This is a genomic window from Moraxella macacae 0408225, from assembly GCF_000320365.1.
GTDB lineage: Bacteria > Pseudomonadota > Gammaproteobacteria > Pseudomonadales > Moraxellaceae > Faucicola > Faucicola macacae.
In genome coordinates this window covers 273382-297371 of record NZ_ANIN01000001.1, presented here as the reverse complement: position 1 = coordinate 297371, position 23990 = coordinate 273382, and the positions used below count along the sequence as shown (strand labels likewise).

Here is a 23990-nt window from a genome sequence, read left to right as displayed (position 1 = left end):
GCTAAAATATAGGTTTTAATTGGGTATAAGTTTTGGCTAGATAAGCTAAAACGGCAAAATTTATCATTTACCGAAATTTTATAGAGGTGCTAAGTTTGTAAGACGATAACTTATTATGAGATGGTAACTTATTATGAGACGATAACTTGTATTGAATAAATAATTGCCAATCTACACTAAACCACGCATAAAACGCACTTTAGTGTGTTGCTAGGGAGTGTGTTGTTACAAGGAGATAAACTGTTAATTTTTTGGCTTTAAATTATTTTTGGTCGCAGTTTGGCATTCAGGCGCATCACAAATTCCATACAATACCAACGAGTGTCCTGATAATTTAAAACCATTTTCTTTTGCAACTTTATTTTGCAGCTGTTCAATTTCATCTTTATGAAACTCAACAATTTTACCACAATTATCACAGACCAAATGATCATGATGTTCCGCTTGGGCGATCTCAAAAACCGATAAATTGTTCTCAAAATTATGGCGTTCTACGATGCCTGCTTGTTCAAATTGGGTTAACACGCGGTATACAGTTGCAAGTCCAACATCTTCGCCTTGTTCAATCAAGGCTTTGTACACATCTTCAGCACTCATATGATGATGCGTTGCATTTTCCAATAATTGTAAAATTTTTAAACGAGGCAGGGTAACTTTAAGGCCGGCACGGCGTAAATCTTGATTGGTAAATGTCATTGTTGTTCCTTTTTGTTGTGGTTTTGCTTATCTTACCATAAAAATGGTAAAATAGCATAAAATCCACGATAAATATAGGCGTTTTGGTATAAATGTCGTATGATAGTGGGGTGTTTTCGTGTTTACTTATGTTTAACCGCCATGTAACGGCAAAATAGGAAAAATCTTAATGCAAACTTTGAATAAAATTACCAAAAAATGTCGCCAATTGCCCTTGTTGATTGCATTGGCAAGCGTGAGTGTGTTGCCTGCTTGCTCGTGGTTTAGTGTGTATAAAATTGACATTCCACAAGGCACACCAATTAGCGATGCCAAACTTGCCAGTGTTCAAGTTGGTATGACTGCCAATCAAGTGTTGTATTTGCTTGGCAGTCCTGCACTACAAGACACGCTAAATCCAAACCGTTGGGATTATTTGTATGACTTTACCGCAGGCACAGTGGCAAAACGTGAGCAAAAACCAAGCATTCACAATGCCAGTTACTATGTCAAAATTTATTTTGATGAAGCAGGCAAGGTAAGCAAAATTGAACGCCCGAACCAACCGTAATGTATTGATTTTGCTACAAACATTAAAAAACAAACATTAAAAAACAAACATTAAAAACAAACATTAAAAACAAACATTAAAAACAAACATTAAAAACAAACATTAAAAACAAACATTAAAAACATTGGCGTTGTGCTTTTGTTTGGTTTTTTGCTTGGTGGTTAATCTTAGGTAAGTTTTGCCAAATCCACTTTTTGTTGCGTCCAAATTTCAAAAGCCAATGCTCCTTGATGTATAAGCATGCCAAAACCGTCGGATACAGCCACATTTTTTTGGTTAAAAAATTGTAAAAAAGCAGACGGCTTGCCATACATCATATCATAGACAAAATCAGCACTGACATCATTGTCAAATGACAAGGTTTCACCGTTTAATCCTGCAGAGGTGGCGTTAATTATCACATCAAAATGCCCTGAAATATCCGTTAAATTTAGCACACTGATTTTAGGGTTGTTAAATAATTTGGCAAGGTTATGGGCTTTTGCACTCGTGCGATTGGCAATGTGGAGTTTGCCAATGTTGGCATTGAGTAGTGGTAAAATAACCCCACGTGTTGCACCACCTGCACCGATGATTAAGATATTTTTGTTGGTTAAGTCAATGCCTTGTAACATTAAATCCGCCACCAACCCTTGCCCATCTGTATTATCACCAAACAGTTTGCCCTCTTTAATAGCAAGCGTATTGACCGCTCCTGCTGCTTTGGCAAAATCGGATAAAATTCCCACGTGTTGACAAAGTTCAAACGCCATGACTTTAAACGGTATGGTAACATTTGCACCACACCCACCACCATGAAAAAAAGCCGCCACCACAGCAAGAAAACTCTCCCAATTGTCCGGGCAAAATTGGCGACGATAATCTATGGTTAACCCGGTTTTTTTGGCAAATTTTTGCTGAATTTCTGGCGATTTGCTGTGAGAGATGGGGTTGCCAATTACGATAAAATGTTTGTTGTTTGGCAAATTTTTGTTTGGCAGATTAAATTGCCAATCGTGCTTGGTAAGTGCGTCAAGTTTTAAGGTATTTTGTATATTAGGCATATCAGGCTCTAAAATATTGAATGAATCTTTGTTATAATACCGTATTTATCGCGATTTAAAAAGCCTTGTTAAAATTATGATGCAACAAAATACCTGTATTTGGTATGATTTAACCGAAGATTTAGCCATTGAAAAACCGTTAACCGCTATTGATATCAATGAGCGCGTGATTGCTTATGGTGATGGTTTTTTTAGCACCATGGCAGTGGTGAATGGTAAGATTAATTGGTTAAATTATCACCAAAAACGCTGTGAAATCAGTGCCAGTCATTTAAAATTAACGCTAAATTTAACCGCTGTTGTCAATCGGTTGTGTGATGTTGCCAATCAAATACAGCAAGGCGTGCTAAAACTTATCGTTTGTCGACAAAATCAATCCGTGCATGGATATGGTTTTAGCAACAGTCATGTTCATGTATGGCTTAAGGTTATGCCAAGCGATACACCCATTGGCAAAAATGATCAGGTTTTGACCATACAACCGCCTGCTTTCGGCTGTTGTTTGTTGCAACAAATTCCTGTATTGCCACCAAATTTGGCAGGGTTAAAACTGCTAAATACTCAAGCCCAAGTGCTTGCTTGTGCAGAGCTTATGACGTATCAGCAGCATCAGCCAAATTTGATTGACGGTTTGGTAAAAGATGCATTCGGAAATTGGATTGAGGGTACATTTTGTAATGTATTTTATCAATTAAACGATGACAATCAATGGTTTACGCCACCTGTCAATCGATCTGGGGTTAATGGGGTTATGCGCCAGGTTTTAATGGATAAATGCTGCCAAAATCAGCAAGCGGTACAAGAACGTTTTTTGCAAGATGTGGATTTTAAGGATTTGTCAGCACTGTTTTTTTGCAATGCAGTGCGTGGCGTGATACCGATTGAGCGTTTGTATTTTAAGCATGATCTGATGGGTGAAAGTTTAGGCGATGCGTTGGTTTTGCAGCCTCGTTTGCCAACTTTTAACCAAAAAGCCATACCAACCAAAAAGCCAATAAAGCCAAATTTAACCAAAATTTAATTGCTATTTTTGAGTTCGCGTGTCATTATTTGGTTAATTTTTACGATTGTCGGGTATTTTATGAACGAAAATAACCAACCAAAAGACCACCAACCAGAAAACAACCAACCCCATCAACAAGCCCAGTCAATTTTGGTTGCAAAACCAAAAAAATCAGCAAAAGGGTGGGTTGTTTTGCTGGTTTTGATAGTGGTTTGGCTGTTTTTTTGGGCAATTTATCAGACGGCTTTTCGTCCAATTTCACAAAAAAAACAAATGATAACAATAGAACAAGGCGAAACTTACAATGGTTTGATTGATAAATGGCAAGACAAAAATCAAGGCATGTTTATTAAGCCCTTGGCAAAATTATACGTCAAAATCCACGCCAAAAAACCGCTCCATGCAGGCATGTATCAATTGCCTGACAATCCAAGTTTTGCTCAAATGTTAAGCATACTACAACAAGGATCAAAGGCGGCCTTGGTGAAAATACAGATTATCGAGGGCAAAACCGCTGCTGATTTGTACAATATGCTTCGCGGCCATGAGGGCATAAAAAACGAAATTTTGTCAGGGAATGCGTTAACACCACAAGAGTTGAGGGTGAATTTGCCAAAAAAATACGCCCCAAATGGCAATATGGAGGGCTGGTTTGCACCTGATACGTATTATTTTGCCGAGGGCAGCAGTGATAAACAAGTGTTGGCCAGTTTGTTTAATCGCCAGTATACCATGCTGATAAAAGCGTGGGAAAAACGCCAATCTAATTTGCCTTATGCAACGCCGTATGAAGCCTTGATTATGGCATCTATTATTGAAAAAGAAACCAGTTTAGCAAGCGAACGCAGCCAAATTGCAGGCGTGTTTGTCAATCGGTTGCGCCAAAAAATGCGCCTACAAACCGATCCGACGGTAATTTATGGTATGGGCGATCGCTATGATGGCAACATTAAAAAATCAGATTTACAACAAAAAACCGCTTATAACACTTATCAAATTGACGGCTTACCGCCAACACCGATTGCACTACCGAGCCTGGCATCTATTGAGGCTGCACTTAATCCAGATAAAACCGATGCACTGTATTTTGTGGCAACAGGGTATGGCGGACACAAATTTAGCACCAATTTGGCGGATCATAATAAAGCGGTGCAGGCGTATTTAAAGGTTATGCGTAGCAAACAAGACCATCACAACCAACCAAGCCAATTAGCCCAATAGACAACCAATCTTACTCATATCAAGCATGGGGAAATTTTGCCCAAAGTTTACCCGTGTTTTGCTTGATTTTTTTGGCAAAATATATTTTGTAATACTACTGAATTTGTCAAGCAAATTTTGTAAAATACGCATACTTTAACCGCTTTTATTTTTTGGTAACTTTGACATGAATGCATTTTCTCGATTTTTTAACAAACCTACCTATCGGTATACCCAAACAAAAGTTAATTTTTGGCTGTCGCTGTATTTTGCCACTGTATTAAATTATGCATTGTATGCCAAAGTGTTGCATTTACACCCTTTTACAGGGGCGAGCACAGATTATTTTATTTTTAGCATACCAGTGTTTATTTTTTGTGTGTGTTATTTGATTTTTTCCGTGTTGACATTGCCCTTTGTGCATAAGGTGATTGTACCGTTTTTATTAATTGTGAGTTCAGCAATTGCGTATAATTCGATTTTTTTTGATGTGTATTTTAACCGCGATATGTTAACCAATGTGTTACAAACCACCCCATCAGAAAGTCGACGCTTAATGACCTTGCCTTTTATTGCGTGGATTATTGGATTTGGTATTATTCCTGCAATTTTGTATGCCAAAATCAAGATTAATTATAGAAAATGGTATCAAGAAATTTTGTATCGGCTTGGTTTTTTTGTGCTTGCTGTGCTTGGAATTTTAGCAATTGCAGCGGCTTTTTATCAAGATTATGCTTCGTTTGGACGCAATAATTTGTCCATTAAACATCTGATTATACCGACAAATTTTATCGTAGCAAGTTCAAGCAAATACCGTCATTTTAAACGAGAACAGATGCCTTATCAGGTGATTGAGCCTAATGCTGTACTGGATAAAGCCGACAATCGGCGCAAGGTTACCGTCATGATTATTGGTGAAACCGCCCGCGCCAACAATTGGGGGTTAAACGGTTATGCACGTCAAACAACGCCACTTTTGGCCGGCCGCGGTAATGAAGTGGTGAATTTTAACAATGTGATTAGTTGTAATACGTTTACAGCAGGTTCGGTGCCTTGCATGTTTTCGCATTTAGGGCGTGGTAAATTTAATGCCGATCGTGCCGAAAAACAAGACAATTTGTTGGATATTTTACAGCGAGCCGGGGTTTATATTGATTGGTTTAATAATAACAGTGATTGTAAAGGTGTGTGCAAAAATACGCCGTACACCAATGTTACTAAAATAGCAGATCCAAAACTTTGTACAGACGGTGAATGTCTAGATGATGTTTTGTTGCCAGAGCTTGACAAAGCCTTGCAAAAGCCAGATGAGCTAAATAAAGATGCGTTTATTGTGCTGCATACCATTGGCAGTCATGGTCCAACTTATTATGAACGTTATACCGATGCTTATCGTAAATTTACCCCAACTTGTGATACCAACAAAATCAATCAATGCAGTAACGAACAGTTGGTGAACACATATGACAATACGATTTTATATACCGATAAATTCATCAATCAAGTCATTGAACGCTTAGAAAGTCATAAAGACTGGAAAAGTTCGGTGATTTATGTATCCGACCACGGTGAAAGTTTGGGCGAAAATGGCATTTACCTACACAGTACCCCATATGACATTGCACCGAAATACCAAACTCATGTACCGATGATCATGTGGTTTAATGAAACTTGGCGCAATGACAAAAGCCTCGATTATACATGTTTGCAAAACAACGCCAAAAGCCAAAATTATTCGCATGACAACTTATATAGTACCATTTATGCGATGATGGATTTAAAAAAACAAGACACTTACCAAGCGGATTTGGATATTTTGCACGCCTGTAAAAAAACCCAATAACAAAATTTTTAAAATAATGGAAAACAGATGACAACCTCACGATTTATCACATTTGAGGGTACAGAAGGCGTTGGCAAAACCACGTTGATTGACAATTTGGCACAAGTCTTAACCGAGCGTAAGATTGACTTTATTCGCACGCGCGAACCTGGGGGCAGTCTGTTTGCTGAGGAATTGCGCAAAATTTTAATCAATCCTAAGATCACAATGGCTAACGATAGCGAACTTTTGTTGATGTTTGCAGCCAGAGCCGATCACATTGAACAGACGATTTTACCAGCATTAAATAGCGGAAAATGGGTGCTTTGTGATCGTTTTACCGATTCAACGTTTGCTTATCAAGGTTTTGGGCGTGGGCATGGCAACTTTCAAATGTTGGCAAAAGTGCAGTTTTTGATTGACAATTTTGTGGCAAAAATGCCAGACACGACGATTTGGCTGGATTTTCCGGTATTAGATGGCATGCAACGTGCCAAAAATCGTGGGGCGTTGGATCGTTTTGAACAAGAAAATAAGGCGTTTTTTGAGCGGATTTACCAAGGGTTTGTTTATTTGGCACAAAATCAGCCTGAACGTTTTAAGCGTATTGATGCAGCTTGTGATGAAATAACGGTGTTAAACCGTGTTTTGGCTGTGCTTAATTTGTAAATGTTAAAATTTATCAATGTTAAAATTTATCAATGTTAAAATACATTTTTAAACCTGTTTTTATAAAGAAAAAAGGAACAATCATGTTAAATTTTCGTAATAATCCGTTGGCTGTCAGTGTGTTAAATTTGGCATTGTTGATCGGTTTACCGAGTGTTGGTGTATCAACTACTTGGGCTACAACGCACGCCACAACAACGCACGCTACAACTGTGGCAACTGACTTTTCAGGCCTTGTAGAGCAAGTGGTTCCCTCGATTGTGCGTGTGAATGTTACCACCAAAATATCGCCTGAAGAAATTGCCAAAAACCAAATGGAATTGTTGTTGCGTCGTTATTTTGGAGCGAGCATACCGGACAGTTTGCCACCTGCAATTGAAAGCAGTTTTGGTACGGCTTTTTTTGTGAGCAATGACGGCTATATGTTAACCAACCATCATGTTGTGGCAGGGGCGGATAAAATAACCGTTACCCTAAACGATCGCCGTGAGCTTGATGCCAAAGTGATTGGCAGTGATGAACGCACCGATGTCGCGGTGTTAAAAGTAGAAGGCGTAGGTTTTCCTGCGTTACCGATTGGCAATTCTGATCGGTTAAAAGTTGGTGAACCTGTGTTGGCAATTGGTTCGCCATTTGGTTTTGATTATTCAGCATCTGCTGGGATTGTGAGTGCAAAATCGCGTAATTTTGCCAAAGATACCAGCGTGTCTTTTATCCAAACCGATGTGGCATTAAATCCTGGCAATTCTGGCGGGCCGTTATTTAACCAAAAAGGTGAAGTGGTTGGCGTGAATTCACGCATTTTTACAGGAACGGGCGGTTATATGGGCTTGTCGTTTTCCATTCCGATGGACGTGGCTATGGATATTTATCAACAAATTCGCACCACAGGCAAGGTTTCGCGTGCGTATTTGGGTGTGTATTTGCAAGATATTGATCGCAATTTGGCCGATGCGTATGGTCTTAACCGATTGATAGGGGCGTTAATTACGCGTGTATTACCCAATTCACCGGCTCAAAAAGCAGGATTAAAAGCAGGCGATGTGATATTGGCATTTAATGGACGCGAAGTGTTAAGTGCAGATGATTTTAACAATTTGGTAAGCCGTGCAAAACCTAGTAACAATTTTGTGCTAAAAGTACAACGCGACAACAAAATCATCAATTTGCAAGGCAAACTTACCTTTGCGCCTGGTGATACCAATGCAGATGCGCTGCACAAAGACAGCGATGACAATCCGTTGCGTTTGGGTTTGCGTTTGCGCGAACTAAATGTGGGGGAGCAACGGTTTTTACGCGTCAAAGGTGTGTTAATCACCGCAGTTGAGCCATTTGGATTGGCATCTGGTGCAGACGTACAAGCAGGCGATGTGGTGATTCAATTTCACAACAAACGCATCGAAACCGTGGCAGATTTTAGAAACGTGGTGCAAAATTTACCCAAAAAAGGCGTGGTAACTTTACAAATTATCCGCCAAGGCATACCGATGATTATTGGTTTAAGAATTGAATGATTTTGGCGAAAATTTTTTGGCTAAGACAGTTGTGTCTAAGACAGTTGTGGCAATTGAACAAAAATTTAACAACGGTTGGTTGTTAACAACCATTGTTTGTTAGTAATTATGGTAAATTGCTTGTAAATGTTAACAAATTTGTGAACGTTAACAAATAGGAGAGGTTATGTTAATGTATGGATTTGGCGTGCTTGGGTATGTGATTGCTGTGTCTGTGGCAATTTTTTCATTTTTAAAAACCATGCAAGCTGATCCCACCACCAGTCGATTTGTCGTATGGCTACAATTGTTGGTGTATTATTTGCGTTTTTGGGTGTTGTGGTTGTTTGTTTGGGCGAATTTGCAATTATTGATGAACAATCATGCGTTGTATTGGTTGATTTTAGGCTTGTGTTTGTTGTATATGTATATGACGTGGGTTGAGCCTAATCGGTTGCGTATTTTGCACCAAAGCATTGATTTAACAAATACAGGCAATCTAAATAAACAACCAAAACCGCCTTTGCTAAAACTTGCAGTCATAGGCGATGTGCATATTGGTATTTTTCACCAAAAACAACAACAAGAACGTTGGGTAAAAACTCTAAACCGCTTAGATGTAGATGCGGTGCTGTTTACGGGTGATTGGCTGTATCATGCAGGGGCGGATTTGGTTGGAACGATGATGTTGTTTCGTGCGATTAATAAGCCGTGCTACACAACCTTAAGCCAAGCCGATAGTGAACAACAAGGCAAATTTTCTGATATTATTCCTAATGTTAATTTAACAGATGTATTAGATATATTAAATATTCAAACTTTAAACAATCAAATCACCATGATAAATGGTGTAACGATTATTGGTTTAAGCCCTGATGATTATCCAAAAAATAACAATAAAACCGCGATTTATCAATGGCTTGACAAAAATCCCAATACACCAAATGTCATCATTGCTCACGACATCAAAACTTGCCAAGCCAATCAACAATTTACCAATAAACTAACCAACAAAAGTTTGGTGATTGCAGGGCAAAGCCACGGCGGACAAGTGAATTTACCAGTTATTACCAAAAAAATTTTACAAGCAATGACAGGAAGTGGTTATTTATCAGGCTATTATCCAAGAAATTGTTCCATCGATCGTTTTACCAAAACCTCTGCTTTACCAAAACTTAACTATCATATTTGGATTAATACCGGTGTTGGCATGACAGGCTTGCCCTTTCGCTTAAATTGTCCGCCACAGATCGATGTGTTACTGTTGCGATAAAATTTTTTAAATAATTTGCAAAAATCATCAAAGCGGTAGTGTTTGCTGTTAAGATTTTGTGTTACACTAGCCATTATTTTAAAAACAAAAGGTAGTACCATGACAACGATACAAGACAGACTACAAGGTTCTATGACGGCGATCGTAACGCCTATGCACAGTTATGGTGAAGTGGATTGGCAATCATTGGCAAATTTGATTGATTGGCAAATTGAACAAGGCACTGATGTTTTGGTTACCGTTGGCACAACAGGCGAGTCTGCCACTTTATCGATGCAAGAACACGCCGATGTCATGGCGTTTTCGGTAAAACAAGTCAATGGGCGTATTCCCGTGATTGCAGGAACAGGGGCAAATAATACCGCCGAAGCCATTGAACTTACCCAAGAGGCCAAACAAATCGGAGCGGATGCTGTGCTTTTGGTTGCACCGTACTATAATAAGCCAACCCAAGAGGGCTTGTATCAACATTACAAAAAAATTGCCGAAACTGTGGATATTCCCCAAATTTTGTATAACGTACCTGGACGTACCGTAGTGGATATTCAACAAAGCACGGTAGAACGTTTGGCGGATATTGACAATATCGTAGCGATTAAAGATGCCACAGGCGATTTACAGCGTGGCGAAAAACTAATCAAGGCGGTGCAAGGGCGTATGACAGTGTTGTCAGGTGATGATGCCACAGCGGTTGAATTGGTGCGTTTGGGGGCAAAAGGCAATATCTCGGTCAGTGCCAATGTTGCACCAAAAATCATGAGTCAGATTTTTGCCAGTGCATTAAAAGGTGAATTTGAGCAAGCAGATACGCTAAATCAGCAAATTGCCCATTTGCATAACGATCTGTTTGTTGAAAGCAGTCCCATTCCTGTGAAATATGCGTTGCATAAAATGGGACGCATTGAACAAGGCATTCGCTTGCCTTTGACATGGTTATCCAGCAAAAACCAATCTTTGATTGACGAATCGTTGGCAAAAGCCAGTTTGATCTAATAAAAATTTACAAATTAACGTTTAATAAAAAGTGATGGTTATGAAATTAATAAAAAAACCCTCTTTATCAGCACTTATCAGTGTATTAAGTTTTAGTGTGCTAAGTTTTATTGTAACAGGTTGTTCTACCTTTAAAAATAACGTGGCGGATAATTCATTGGATTACCAAAATGCAAAATTATTAATTCCGGTTGAATTGCCAGAAAACAGCAAAACCCACGCTTTTACCCCTTTGTATCAACTTCCTGCATTGGGACAAAATACCTTGACGCTTGAAAATGAAAAAGGCAAACGTTTTGAACTTCCAGAGCCTATCACAACGGTAAAATAATGTTGTAAAACAGTATTTAAAACAGTATTAAAATATCTTAAAAACAAAACCATGTTAATAACAAAACCACGTTAAAAGGGAAAATCATGCAAAAACAACAACTGCTTTACACAGGTAAAGCCAAATCAGTCTACGAAACCCAAAATCCTGACTTTTTGATTATGTATTTTCGTGATGATACGTCTGCATTTAACGGCGAACGCATTGAGCAGCTTGATCGTAAAGGTAAAGTGAACAACCGTTTTAATGCGTTTATCATGCAAAAATTGACACAAGCAGGCATTACCACTCATTTTGAGAAGCAACTAAGCGAAGATGAAGTGTTGGTAAAACGCCTAAAAATGATACCTGTAGAATGCGTGGTGCGTAATTATGCAGCAGGCAGTATCGTGCGTCGTTTAGGCTTAACCGAAGGACAGGCTTTAAACCCACCAACTTTTGAGTTGTTTTATAAAGATGATGGGCTGGGCGATCCACTGGTCAATGAAAGTTTGTCAATTTCACTCGGATTTGCCACCCAAGCCCAACTTGATGAAATGAAGCGACTCACTTATGAAGTCAATACGGTTTTATCAAAAATGTTTGACGATGCAGGGCTGATTTTGGTGGATTTTAAATTGGAATTTGGCATGTTTAAAGATCAAATTGTGCTCGGTGATGAATTTTCACCAGATGGTTGTCGTGTGTGGGATAAACAAACCAAGAAAAAGTTGGATAAAGATCGCTTTCGTCAGGGGCTTGGTGATGTGGTAGAGGGTTATGAAGAAGTGGCAAAGCGTTTGGGCGTGCCCTTGGATTGATTAAAACGGCGCAATAAATCAGGCTTTTAATCAAGTTGTTTCAAACGTTTATTTTATTAATTTTATCAATCAAATAATTTTATCAACCAAATAAGGATACACTTATGTATAAAAATATCTCATTGGCTGCTTACGATCCAGAACTTGCCAAAGCAATGGAAGCTGAAACCGTGCGTCAAGAAAGCCACATTGAACTGATTGCATCAGAAAACTACTGCTCTCCTGCGGTTATGGAAGCCCAAGGTTCTGATTTAACCAATAAATACGCCGAGGGTTATCCAAATAAACGCTACTACGGTGGTTGTGAGTATGTTGATGTGGTGGAGCAACTTGCGATTGACCGTGCCAAAGAATTGTTTGGAGCGGACTATGCCAATGTACAGCCACATTCAGGTTCAAATGCCAATGCTGCTGTGTTTTTGGCCTTGCTTGAGGCGGGAGATACCGTGCTTGGTATGAGTTTGGCTCATGGTGGGCATTTAACGCATGGTGCAAGCGTGTCATTTTCGGGCAAAACCTACAATGCGGTGCATTATGGCATTGATGACAATGGCTTGGTTGATTATGACGAAGTGGAGCGCTTGGCAAAACAGCATAAACCAAAAATGATTATTGCAGGGTTTTCAGCGTACTCACAAGTCATGGATTGGCAAAAATTTCGTAACATTGCTGACAGTGTAGGGGCGTATCTGATGGTGGATATGGCACACATTGCAGGTCTTGTGGCAGCAGGCGTGTATCCTAGCCCTGTGCAAATTGCAGATGTTACCACATCAACGACGCACAAAACATTGCGTGGCCCACGTTCTGGTCTGATTCTTGCAAAGAAAAATGAAGAGATTGAGAAAAAATTAAATTCAGCGGTTTTTCCGGGCAGTCAAGGTGGCCCTCTGATGCACGCAATTGCTGCAAAAGCGGTGTGTTTTAAAGAGGCAATGACTCCTGAATACAAAGATTATCAAACTCAAGTTGTCAGCAATGCCAAAGCGATGGCCGAGGTTATCATGGATCGTGGCTATGATGTGGTATCAGGGGGTACTGAAAATCACTTGATGTTAATCAGCCTAATCAAGCAACAAATTACTGGCAAAGAAGCGGATAAGTGGCTTGGTGATGCGCACATTACGGTGAATAAAAATGCCGTACCCAACGATCCAAAATCACCGTTTGTAACATCAGGCATTCGTATTGGTACACCTGCGGTAACCACGCGTGGCTTTAAAGAAGAACAAGTGCGTGAGCTTGCTGGTTGGATTTGTGATGTTTTAGATTCGCGTGGCGATGAAAAGGTATTAAACGAAGTTCGTGAAAAAGTTTCTGTCATCTGTAAAAAATTCCCTGTTTATGAGTCTAATATGGGTTTTGAGGCAAAGGCCGCCGAGTTGTTTGACAAAGTCAACCAATTTATCGATGACAAAGCGGACGAGCACGAAATCGTTGCAGTTGCCAAACAAAAAGCGACCGAACTTTATGAAAAAGTGAATAAAATCATCACCAAATAAACGTTACGCTTAAAACATATAAAATAAGTAAGCATACAAAACAACTGTTATAATTGATCACTATGTTATAGCAAATTCGCTTAAACTGTCCGATTTATGGGCAATTTAAGCGTTTTTTATATCAGTTTATATAAAGTATTATTTTAGCAAGGATTAGGAATATGTTGGCAGGATTGGGATTATTAATTGTCATAGGTTTTATGACCCTTATTATGACACGGAAAGCATCGCCCTTTACGGCACTTGTGCTTGTGCCACTGATTGTGGGCTTGTTTGCAGCCATAATGGGTTATGGTGATTTTGGTGCAAATGATATCAGTAAATTTGCAATTGCAGGGATAACCAGTAACCCTGATTTAAATATTAAAGGTGTGGCGGGTACAGCGATCATGCTGTTATTTGCTATTTTGTACTTTGGCTTAATGCTAAGTGCAGGATTGTTTAACCCTTTGACTTCTGTGATTGTCAAAATGGTTAAAGGCGATCCGCTAAAAATACTCGTTGGTACGGCAATTTTGGCATTGGGTGTATCGGTAGATGGTGATGGATCGACTACGACACTTGTGGTTTGTTCGGCAATGATTCCCATCTATAAACGGCTGAATATGAAAATGATGGATTTGGCGGTTATTATTATTTTAGCCAATCAAATCATGAACTTATTGCCTTGGGGTGGGCCAACCGCTAGGATTATTGCTGCTCTTAGGGTTGATGAAGGGGCTTTAATGAGGGCGATTATACCCGGTATGATTATGGCAAGTATTTGGGTGGTTGCTGTGGCGATTTGGCGAGGGCTTGCTGAACGTAAGCGGTTAGGCATTCATGCAATTGGACAAGATGAATTAAATGCAATTATTAGCGATGCGCAAGGGGATACAAGCCTTGCACGGCCAAAAATGGTGTGGTTTAATTTTTTGTTAACCGCGGTTTTGATGGTGTTGTTAATTTTTGGGGGTACGTGGGGCATTCCAAAGGTAAGTTCGGCCTTGATCTTTGCAATTGGCATTGCGATTGCTTTTATTGTGAATTATCCCAGCCAAAAAGATCAACGTCAAATTATTGAATTGTACGGATCGTCTGCAGTGCAGGTGATTTTTATGGTGCTGGCGGCGGGTGTGTTTATGGGGATATTGGCAGGTACAGGCATGAGTAGTGCAATGGGCGAGGCCTTATCTACATGGATTCCTGAACGTTTTGGCAGTCATTGGCCGTTTATTGTTGCCCTTGTTTCTGTGCCTGGGACGTTCTTTTTGAGTAATGATGCGTTTTACTTGGGTGTGTTGCCTGTGTTAAATGAAGTGGGGATACAGCATGGTTTTAGTGCGATGGATATAGCAATTGCCAGTACCGCAGGGCAAGCATTTCATCTGCTTAGTCCGCTTGTTGGTTTTATTTATCTGCTGTTAAACCTAACGGGTGTGGATATGGGAAAATGGCAAATTCAATCGGCAAAATGGGCAATTGGCATTTTTGTGTTTTTCTTATTGGGAATGTTTGGCATTAGCGGTGTGCCTTTTTAGTCATTTTTGTTAAAATTTTGCTTTCAAAAGCCAAGCTGATGTTTGGCTTTTTTTATCAATATGCACTGCATTCATATGTGTTTTATTAACATAAACTTCAATATCAACAACAAAAAACTTATAAAACGGTAACAAATTAAGTGTAAAATGCTATTTTTTTATTGCCGTTTTTTTATTGCTGTTTTTTATTAGTTTGCCAGAGGTGTTTTATGCAACGTTTCGCATTTTGTGGTGTATTTGCTACAATTATCCTAACAGGTTGTGCCAATTTGTCAACAGAGGCAAAAATAAGCAACAAGGCTGTTGTTATAAACCCACCATCAACCGCTCGTGAAGAAATTGTTATTGAAAAAGCAGAACCTATGCTGATTTTGTTGCCAAATGCATCGACAAAATCTATGTCAAATTTATCTATGTCAAATTTTGGGTCAAATGCTGTTGGTTTAATTCGGCTAAATCATAACAACCAATGCCTTGATGTGCATGGTGATGACAATAAAACCTTGATTGCACACCACTGTCATGGCAAAGCAAATCAGTTGTTTGGTGTCAAAGCCGATCAAACCATTCAACAACAGGACAAATGTCTTGATGTTGCAGGCGAGAGTAAAGATGATGGTGCGTCTGTGATTTTGCACCAGTGTCATGGCAAATTAAACCAAAAATGGTATGCTGATGGCAAGCAATTGCGTAACCAATTAACGGGCAAATGTTTAACCGTTAACCAAAACAACCGTGTTGTGATGACAACTTGCCAAAATCAGGCAAACCAACAGTTTGCTTTTTAGAAACTTACTTTTTAGATTAATTAAAATGTAAATTGATTAAATATGATTAAATTTTGAAAAATGCCAATATCCAATGGCTGTATATTTCATGTGATCTTGTGTGTAATCATAAGTGGCATTGCATTTTGTGCAACTAAAAAACGTTACCTGGGTCAACTGGAATTCACGTGGCTCTATCACTCTATAATAAGATCGGGTTAAATCTTCGGGAAAATCGGTAATTTCAAAACCAACCGATTGCCATTCTGTCAAGGTATTTAAAAACTCATTGCGCGACAAATGGCGTTGATAAACCACAAACCAATGCAGTTGGCTATTTTGATAAACGCCCATATTGCCAACCAAATTTTGAGCTGGGGGCGTACCGTCATGATATAGGTTTTTTAAAAGTTGCACGATTTTTTTGTGTTTGGCTTGTTTGTCAAGAATATCACAGTATTTGAAATGATTGCCACATTTTGGGCATAAGATGCTCATGCCTCTGTGTGGCTCTTTCCATGGTACTTTGTTTAATTGGTTTATTGATCTGTACTGATTTCTGTCAGTTAATCTTTTGGTATCACAACACGCAAAGCATTGGGTGCAAATGATAAAGCCATTGTTGCATTTTACACTTTTACGACTGTCTATCACCCCATCACAACGAGAACCGTTGGAGCAATGCGATAAATACACATCTTTATCAGGATTTAGACAGTTGTCATTGGTGCACGAAAAACTGCTCACTCTGTAATAGGTGTAATTTGAATTGCCATTAGCCTTTAGCAGTTTACCGCAGCTGCGACAGTTTAAGTGTTTTAAAAATTTATTAACATAATTGACAACGCTATATAACAAACCAATTTCATCATCATTAAAGTTAATATTTAAAATCCCTAAAAAATCTAACAAGGTGTAATTTTGCCAGTTGTGCGTGTTGTTGCAATAGGTTCTGGCATGTTGAAAGCATTGTTTGTTTCTGCACCACCAAAAGTTACTTTTTCCAGTAGAAAGATTTGCCTTGCCATCTTTAACGGATAATTGCCCCTCACAAATAATACGCTCGTCATCGGGCTTTTTATGACTGACTTTGATATAAAAATACTGTGTATTTTCAATTAACTTGCCCTCTTTGACAAACTGATCGCTTTTATAATAGGTTGTGTTGGAATCTCTATGTACTTCAATCACTCTACCAGTACAAAGATTAAAATAGCCGTTCAGATGCAACTTATCACTTGCATGGTTGGCTAAATCTGTTTGTGAAATTGCCTGCAATAAATCGTATTTTAGCGTGTGTTTATTGAGTTTTTGCTCGGTGGAAATTGTCTTAAGTAGTTTAAACAAAACCATGGTTGAATAATCGTCAATATTGATCTGTAAGATGGCGTCTAAATCAATCTGCAAACGCTTGCAATATATGTCATAAAAGATTTTCTTTATAAACAATTGTTTGGATTTTAAGTTTAATTGATTAACCAAAGGCACATAAGTATCCAAATCCAACGTAAAATTAACGTTTAAATCATCAAGCATATCATGGAGCCATAAGTGCAGTTTTGTGCTATCATCAAGCATTGGCACAATGTTTGGCAATTGAGACTGTAGCTTTTTTTGTGTTGCCGATCTAAAAAAGCTAACTACTTGGGTTTTATCATTAATAAACTGATTAAAATTAGTATGTTTAACAATATTGTTTAAAATATATTGGTAATTTTCTGGGCTTAGTTTCGCAGACAAATTGTCTTGTTGTAATAATTTGGTTAAAGTGTCAAAATCTGTATTGTCAAAACAACTGTTTATGGCTTCATCTGCTTCGTCTAAGGACAAATCGGTTAAAGCTGCTATAAAAGATGCAATATCTTGCATTTGTTTAAACTGCAATTGGCTTGTTTTAACCAGTTGCATAACACTTTGGATAAAATTTTTATACACTGTGTCAACAGAATGGTTTTTTAAATCAGCAACAATGGATTTTAGCGAGGTTTTATGTTGTTGTAATTGATTTAGTAGATTATTAATTAAGGCATCGCGTAATTTTTGATCTTGATTTATGATTGTTGGAAAGGTTTGCAGAATGTTTGTTAAAACCGCGTTGCTATAATCACCGCTAAATATCAAAAGCAATTTATCAACAACCACATGTTTGATCGCGGGCGTTTGAGTTAATTTGTTGCTAAAAAAATTTGTCAGTTGGGTGAAAGGTGGGCTATGAATGTTATTTGTCAACAGATGAATAAATTGCGACACAAGCCACAGCGTGTTTTTTTCATCTTCTAATAATAAGACATCGTATGCCTCGAATTTGTCTTTTTGTTTGGCTGATTTACGAATGCAAAACACAACGACCTGATTTTCTGTAAATTTACCAACCTTAACCAAACTTTGGCACATGATTTGATTTTGATGAAAGAATACCGATTGTTCTTTTTTGTTATCGTGATATTTAATAAAGCCAAAAGGTTTATAATCTGCAGTCATAAACCAATCCACCCAACCGATATATTTTGTTTCTTTCATAAAAGCCCTAAAATTTAACGTGATCAATTATTTTTATGCATTTTATGCATTGCGTGCCTGTTTGAAAAACTTCATAACAAACTTCATAAAAAAAACTACCAACAAAGTGTTAATAGTTTTTGTTATTTTTTAGATTTTGCCAAACATGAAACTGGTAAATTGCAAATTTAGATCAAAACTAAACGTGGCAATTTTTATCCAACTCAACGAGTGCATTAATTGCTTTATTCATACCGTGCATAATTTGACCGAGTAGAACTTGTTGTTTGGTAACGACAATCACAATCATGGGTTGGTGTTCATTTGGCACAGAGCTTATCATAATTTTACCGTTTTCGGCATCCAAAATCACCGAGCGACAGCCTGTTAACTGGGCTTCGGCAGTCAAGGCTTGTACCAGAGCCAAAATCGAGCTGCCAACGGCGGAAAGTTTACCACCGTCATAGTTTTTTTGGAAGATTGAATTGACCTCAAAACCATCTGTTGATGCCAATAATACACCATCTACACCACTGGTTGTATGCACCAATTCGTGCAAAATTTCGCTGGATAAAGTTACGAATTTGTCGCTTGGTTTCACGCGACTTTCCATTTGAAATAATTTATTGTTCATATTGCTATCCAAAAAAGTTTGGGTTGATTTAGAAAGTTTGCTGTCAAATTAAATTGGTTATTGCATTAAAATAAATCATGCGTTTATTGCATGATTTTGTTGGATAGGGCTGTTAGTTACTAAGTTCTAGTGATGAAATAATCGTATCAACCAACAACAACACATCTTCGCGTTTGCGCATATCCACGGGGAAAATGGGTAGATTTTTGTTTTGTTTTTCCAGCCAATCACGATAAATTCCAAAATCCAGTTCAGGTTTTTTATCCACTTGGCTAACACCAATCACGATACGGCCGTCATAGATTTTGGCAAAGGTTTCTAGATAATTGGCAAGATCGCCAATCGGATTTTGTGCTGAATGGTCAATTAGGATAACCACGCCCAACGCACCTTGTGATAAGATGGGCCAAATAAAATTAAAGCGTTCTTGCCCTGGCGTACCGTACAATCCAATGCTCATGCCACCTTCTAGCGTTAGCTCGCCGTAATCCATACCGACAGTGGTTAACAGTTTGGTGTTGGCACTAAGATCAGTGTTTTTAACTTCGGTAGAGACAACAGGAATGTCAGACAAACTAGAGATGGCTTGGGTTTTACCCGCCCCCATTGGACCACTAAAGACGATTTTTAAACGTTGCATAATAAAGCCTTACTAAATAGTTTTTATCGATATTTTAATATATATTAATAAATAAGATTTGTTTTTTTCATTATACACTAAAATACAGGTTTATACCAGTAATTTTATGTATTTTGATGGTAAATTCGCTTAACAATTCGCTTAACAACAATTCGCTTAACAATATTGGTAAAACATTATTGGTAAAACATTTGTCAAGTAGCAATGCGATGCCACTAAATGCCTAATTTGCGACGCAAGCGTGATAAAAACCCTTTCATACCGTCTTGTTGCTCGGTTTGAGTGGGTGGTTCTGCTTTGGTTTGTTGCAAGTTGTTGGTTTGATTGGTTGGCATGATGGGGGCTTGAGCTGTGTTGTCGATGGCTTTTGAGTCTGTGTTTGTCAATTGGCTGACGGTTTGGCTTAGATTGTCATAGGTTGTTTTTTGCAACACGCCTGACATGACAAGTGCAATCAACATGGCTTTGGCAACATTGGCATCTACGCCGCTTACGCTGATAATTTCGCTTAAGGTGGCATCGCGAGCTTCTAGGACGCATTGTAGTTTTAGGGCGTTGTGGCGTTGGTTGTTGTTATCGGGTTTTATCCAACTGCCAATGTGGTAGCGATCGGTTGTATTGACTAATGCTTGCAGAGCTTTGGCATTTTTTAAACCAAATTGCCAAAAAAACTGTACCAAATCTTGGGCGTTTTTTGGGTCTAGGGCTTGTGGGTTGGCAACATTTAACGTCCACGCACCCAGTTCTAAACTTGCCTGTTGCAACCAAATCCGCTGTTGTTTTGGGTGGATATAGGCAAGCGTTGCTCCTTGTGCGTTGTTTAAACTTAATAATTGGTCTTCTTTTTTGTGTAAACGGCCTAAAATTTTGGCAATTGCCAATACAAGGGCGTGGTTATTACTGTTATTGTGATTGTTACTGTTACTGTTATCGGGGGTTTTTGGTGTGGTGGCTTGTGGGTTTGTGGCGGTATTTTGTTGGCGACTGGCAATTAAATCATCAAGGGTTGTGCGGTTTTGTGGTTTTGTGGTGTTTTGTGGCGGTTGGTTTGAAGTGGTGCGTGGCGAGGTATGTCCTGATAAAAACTGTAAATTGGTGTATAGCCACTGATTGAGTGGGTTTAAATCTTTAAGCGGTAGAGTCAAAATGTTGCCTGTTAAATAACCATCGCTATTTTCGATGTGTGTGATATACAAAGCAGCCGCGTGCGGTTTTGCGGATATTAGGCGTTGTACACTATCGGCGTGTTGAAATTCAGCATTAATCATAAATAAATCAACCGCTTCGTGATTGGCAGATACCCATTCAAGGTCAGCTTCTAAGCGCATTAACAGACGTAAATAACCCTTTAAAATCACTTGGTCGGCAGGTCTAACACCGACTAAAGCAATGCGTAAAACTTTTTTGATATTGTCATTACTATGGCTCATGGACATACATTCCTTTTATCTGTAATTTGATTCATGTCAAGATAAATGTTGCAAAAGTACTACCGAAATTTATGACATAAATTTTAACAAGATTTTTATCAATAAGGTAGACTACAAAGCCTATAAAAATAACCTTTCATACCAAAAAAATAAAAAAATGTTACAAAAATGCGTAAGGCTTAACCAAAAAACAACTGATTATTAATTTGAATGTTAATTTTGATTAATAATCTGATCAATAATCAGTCAAATTGTTAAATTTTTTTAATAAGTATCTGGTTAACAACTATAAAATTTAGCCACAACTTTTTGGTGGGTTGACGCTGACGGTAACGTTTACATTGGCAAGTGCAAACAAGGCTGCCACTTGTTTTTGGGCGTTGTCGGTGGCAAGTTTTAGCATGTCGGATTTGCAAGCGGTTTTTAATACTTGTGCTTTGCCTTGGGCTTGAGCTTGGGAGAAAATCTGCGGATCAATGTCTATCATGCCAAACACGCCTGTTTGAATGTCGTACACTTCAATGTTGTCAAGATAGGTTTCAAACACTTGGGCGGGCGGTAGGGTAATTGTTACCGATTGTGTGGGGTTGTTTTTATCCAGTGGTGTAATTGCGATGTTTTCGGCGGTTAACTGGTTTAAGTCTATGCCGGCTTGTACGCGTCCATGTGCAACAAAAAGCCCCTTTTGCTCGTCTTGCCAAAGGGTATACCAGTTGCCTTGTTTTTGGGCGGTGATGACGGTATCGACGTTATATACAACGGTTTGCAGCCGGTTTAGGCTTTGGATTTTGCTGATGACGCCATCGGTGGTTAATACATCAATTTTGGCTTCGGTATTTTTTTGGTAAGTGTAAAAACCGACCATCAGTGCTGATAACAATGCAAATAAAATCACCGATACCCAAAATAGACGTTTTTCGGCGTTGGTTTTAATTATAGGTTGCTTGTTTGTCATTGAAAACCCTTTTGTGTGATGTTTGTTTGATGATAAATTGTTTGATGATAAAAAGGATAAAATATAAGAATATAAGTATGTTATGGTTTTAAATTTTTGATTTTCAATGAGGTTTTTTGTAACGTTTATTTTAACTAATTGATTTAAAATGTAAAAATTTTATGGGTTTTTTTGTTTAAAATTGGCGTATAAAAATTTGTCAAATGCGATAATTTTTGTTATAATGTTTATGGATATAGTATAAAATTCAATAAGATTTAATTACAAGTTTAATTTTTCATTACAAGTTTAATTACAAGTATTCTTTAAATTCTCTAATTTAAAAAAGTCAAACTTCGGTTTGGCTTTTTATTTTAACGATTGTTACATTAAGGTGCGATATGAAAGCCAGTCAACTTACCTTTGCTACATTAAAACAAACGCCAAGCGATGCTGATGTGGCATCTGCTAAGCTTATGCTCCGTGCAGGTTTGATTAAAAAATCTGCCTCAGGGCTGTATAGCTGGTTGCCAATGGGTTTAAAAGTTTTGCAAAAAGTGGAAAAAATTATCCGCGAAGAGATGAACGCGATTAACAGCCAAGAATTGCTTATGCCTGTGGTGCAGTCAGCAGAACTGTGGCAAGAGTCCGGGCGGTGGGAGGATTATGGGCCAGAATTGTTGCGTTTTAAAGATCGTCATGATCGTGATTTTGTGCTGGGGTCAACGCACGAGGAGGTTATCACTGACATAGCGCGCAATTTATTAAAAAGCTATAAGCAATTGCCACAATGTTACTATCAAATTCAGACCAAATTTCGTGATGAAATTCGGCCACGTTTTGGTGTTATGCGTTCGCGTGAATTTATTATGAAAGATGCGTACTCGTTTCACATTAATCAGGCGTCGCTCCAAAAAACCTATGACGATATGTACCGTGCGTATAGCAATATTTTTACGCGCTTAGGCTTGGATTTTCGTGCGGTGCAGGCGGATACTGGCTCAATTGGCGGTTTTGCCTCGCATGAGTTTCAGGTGCTTGCCAATAGTGGCGAAGATGACATTGTGTTTTCTGATACATCGGATTATGCAGCAAACATTGAACTTGCCGAGGCGATTTGTTATGACACGCGTCCAATGCCAACGGCCGATAAAACCGATGTTGCCACACCAAACATGCCAACTTGTGAACAAGTAGCAGAACATTTAAATTTGCCTTTGTCAAAAACGGTGAAAACGTTAATTGTGGAAGGGGTTGATGATAAGGGAAATTCAACCCTTGTTGCCCTTGTTTTGCGTGGCGATCATACCTTAAACGAAATTAAAGCAGAAAAATTGCCACAAGTTAAAACTCCTTTAACCATGGCAAGCGAAGAAGCTATGAAAAACGCCGGCTTGCACAAAGGTTATATTGGTGTATTTGATTTAAACATGCCTGTTATTGTGGATCGAAGTGCTTCGGTTTTGGCGGATTTTGTCAGTGGTGCAAACAGACCGGGTTTTCACACAACTGGAGTAAACTGGGAGCGTGATGCCAAAATTAGCGCTGTTGCTGATATTCGCAATGTGGTGGAGGGTGATTTAAGTCCAGATGGGCAAGGCAAATTGCAGATTCGACGTGGTATTGAAGTTGGACATATTTTTCAGTTGGGTGATAAATACGCCAAAGCGATGAATTGTGCAGTTATGGGTGAAGATGGCAAGCCTGCGATTGCCATGATGGGCTGTTATGGCATTGGCGTAACGCGTATTGTGGCGGCCGCCATTGAACAAAACCATGATGATAAAGGCATTATTTGGAAGATCAGTTCAACAGGCGAAAGCCTTGCTCCATTTGATGTGGCAATTGTGCCTATGGTGAAAGGCAAAATCAAAGACGCTCTTGAACAAAAAGGTGATAAAGCCCTGCAATTGGCACAGGATCTGTATCATGATCTAAAAAATCAAGGCGTTGATGTGATTTTAGATGATCGTGATGAACGTGTGGGGGTAAAATTTGCTGATTTGGAGCTGATAGGCATTCCGCATCGCATTGTCATTTCTGAAAAAAATATCGATGAAACGGGTGCTGTTACTTATGAATATGTGTATCGTGCCGATGGTGAAAAGCAGATGTTAACACGCAATGAAGTTTTGGCAAAAATCGGGCTGTAAAAAAATCGGACTGTAAAAAATTGGCTGTTAAAATAAGG

General features: G+C 38.7%; 21 protein-coding genes. 14 read left to right on the top strand and 7 right to left on the bottom strand.

Annotated elements, in window-relative coordinates:
• Nucleotides 1-243 precede the first annotated feature (243 nt).
• Nucleotides 244-696, bottom strand: a complete 453-nt coding sequence (gene fur, locus MOMA_RS01370) for a ferric iron uptake transcriptional regulator (protein WP_009501412.1) — start codon at nt 694-696, stop codon at nt 244-246.
• A gap of 169 nt (nt 697-865) precedes the next feature.
• Here fur and MOMA_RS01365 point away from each other — a divergent pair, with 169 nt between their 5' ends.
• Nucleotides 866-1246: an outer membrane protein assembly factor BamE gene (locus tag MOMA_RS01365; protein ID WP_009501411.1), complete on the top strand. Its 381-nt coding sequence runs from the start codon at nt 866-868 to the stop codon at nt 1244-1246.
• A gap of 167 nt (nt 1247-1413) precedes the next feature.
• On the opposite strand, the gene aroE is transcribed toward MOMA_RS01365, so the two are convergent.
• Nucleotides 1414-2289, bottom strand: a complete 876-nt coding sequence (gene aroE / locus MOMA_RS01360) for a shikimate dehydrogenase (protein WP_009501410.1) — start codon at nt 2287-2289, stop codon at nt 1414-1416.
• Between the two features lie 76 nt (nt 2290-2365).
• Between aroE and MOMA_RS01355 the strand changes: the two genes are divergently transcribed.
• The 12 genes from MOMA_RS01355 to MOMA_RS09510 all read left to right on the top strand — a co-directional run bounded on the left by MOMA_RS01355 (nt 2366) and on the right by MOMA_RS09510 (nt 15683).
• Nucleotides 2366-3310: an aminotransferase class IV gene (locus MOMA_RS01355; RefSeq protein WP_009501409.1), complete on the top strand. Its 945-nt coding sequence runs from the start codon at nt 2366-2368 to the stop codon at nt 3308-3310.
• Nucleotides 3311-3370: 60 nt separating this feature from the next.
• The gene (gene mltG / locus MOMA_RS01350) at nt 3371-4513 is read left to right on the top strand and encodes an endolytic transglycosylase MltG (protein ID WP_009501408.1); all 1143 of its coding nucleotides are present in this window, start codon (nt 3371-3373) and stop codon (nt 4511-4513) included.
• 166 nt (nt 4514-4679) lie between these two features.
• Entirely contained in the window at nt 4680-6335 is a 1656-nt protein-coding gene (locus tag MOMA_RS01345) for a phosphoethanolamine transferase (RefSeq protein WP_009501407.1), read from the top strand.
• A gap of 27 nt (nt 6336-6362) precedes the next feature.
• Nucleotides 6363-6983, top strand: a complete 621-nt coding sequence (tmk, locus tag MOMA_RS01340) for a dTMP kinase (protein WP_009501406.1) — start codon at nt 6363-6365, stop codon at nt 6981-6983.
• An 83-nt stretch (nt 6984-7066) separates the two neighbouring features.
• Entirely contained in the window at nt 7067-8497 is a 1431-nt protein-coding gene (locus MOMA_RS01335; protein WP_009501405.1) for a Do family serine endopeptidase, read from the top strand.
• A gap of 166 nt (nt 8498-8663) precedes the next feature.
• Complete coding sequence (locus MOMA_RS01330; RefSeq protein ID WP_009501404.1) at nt 8664-9749, top strand: metallophosphoesterase; 1086 nt, start codon at nt 8664-8666, stop codon at nt 9747-9749.
• 99 nt (nt 9750-9848) lie between these two features.
• On the top strand, nt 9849-10742 hold the full coding sequence (gene dapA / locus MOMA_RS01325; RefSeq protein ID WP_009501403.1) for a 4-hydroxy-tetrahydrodipicolinate synthase: 894 nt from the start codon (nt 9849-9851) through the stop codon (nt 10740-10742).
• Nucleotides 10743-10782: 40 nt separating this feature from the next.
• Complete coding sequence (locus MOMA_RS01320; protein ID WP_009501402.1) at nt 10783-11073, top strand: hypothetical protein; 291 nt, start codon at nt 10783-10785, stop codon at nt 11071-11073.
• An 86-nt stretch (nt 11074-11159) separates the two neighbouring features.
• Nucleotides 11160-11873, top strand: a complete 714-nt coding sequence (purC, locus tag MOMA_RS01315; RefSeq protein WP_009501401.1) for a phosphoribosylaminoimidazolesuccinocarboxamide synthase — start codon at nt 11160-11162, stop codon at nt 11871-11873.
• A gap of 104 nt (nt 11874-11977) precedes the next feature.
• Entirely contained in the window at nt 11978-13375 is a 1398-nt protein-coding gene (glyA, locus tag MOMA_RS01310; protein ID WP_009501400.1) for a serine hydroxymethyltransferase, read from the top strand.
• A gap of 161 nt (nt 13376-13536) precedes the next feature.
• Nucleotides 13537-14895 (top strand): CitMHS family transporter, encoded by a 1359-nt coding sequence (locus tag MOMA_RS01305; protein ID WP_009501399.1) that lies wholly within the window; start codon nt 13537-13539, stop codon nt 14893-14895.
• A gap of 209 nt (nt 14896-15104) precedes the next feature.
• The gene (locus MOMA_RS09510) at nt 15105-15683 is read left to right on the top strand and encodes an RICIN domain-containing protein (protein WP_009501398.1); all 579 of its coding nucleotides are present in this window, start codon (nt 15105-15107) and stop codon (nt 15681-15683) included.
• A 36-nt stretch (nt 15684-15719) separates the two neighbouring features.
• Here MOMA_RS09510 and MOMA_RS09505 read toward each other — a convergent pair whose 3' ends face one another.
• The 5 genes from MOMA_RS09505 to MOMA_RS01275 all read right to left on the bottom strand — a co-directional run bounded on the left by MOMA_RS09505 (nt 15720) and on the right by MOMA_RS01275 (nt 21820).
• Nucleotides 15720-18182 (bottom strand): cold shock domain-containing protein, encoded by a 2463-nt coding sequence (locus MOMA_RS09505; protein WP_009501397.1) that lies wholly within the window; start codon nt 18180-18182, stop codon nt 15720-15722.
• A gap of 178 nt (nt 18183-18360) precedes the next feature.
• Nucleotides 18361-18795, bottom strand: a complete 435-nt coding sequence (locus MOMA_RS01290) for a roadblock/LC7 domain-containing protein (RefSeq protein ID WP_009501396.1) — start codon at nt 18793-18795, stop codon at nt 18361-18363.
• Between the two features lie 112 nt (nt 18796-18907).
• Complete coding sequence (locus tag MOMA_RS01285) at nt 18908-19435, bottom strand: GTP-binding protein (protein WP_009501395.1); 528 nt, start codon at nt 19433-19435, stop codon at nt 18908-18910.
• Between the two features lie 215 nt (nt 19436-19650).
• Nucleotides 19651-20865 (bottom strand): hypothetical protein, encoded by a 1215-nt coding sequence (locus tag MOMA_RS01280; RefSeq protein ID WP_009501394.1) that lies wholly within the window; start codon nt 20863-20865, stop codon nt 19651-19653.
• Between the two features lie 295 nt (nt 20866-21160).
• Entirely contained in the window at nt 21161-21820 is a 660-nt protein-coding gene (locus MOMA_RS01275; protein WP_009501393.1) for a DUF4230 domain-containing protein, read from the bottom strand.
• A 380-nt stretch (nt 21821-22200) separates the two neighbouring features.
• Between MOMA_RS01275 and MOMA_RS01270 the strand changes: the two genes are divergently transcribed.
• Nucleotides 22201-23952, top strand: coding sequence for a proline--tRNA ligase (locus MOMA_RS01270; protein ID WP_009501392.1), 1752 nt, complete (start codon nt 22201-22203; stop codon nt 23950-23952).
• Nucleotides 23953-23990 lie beyond the last annotated feature (38 nt).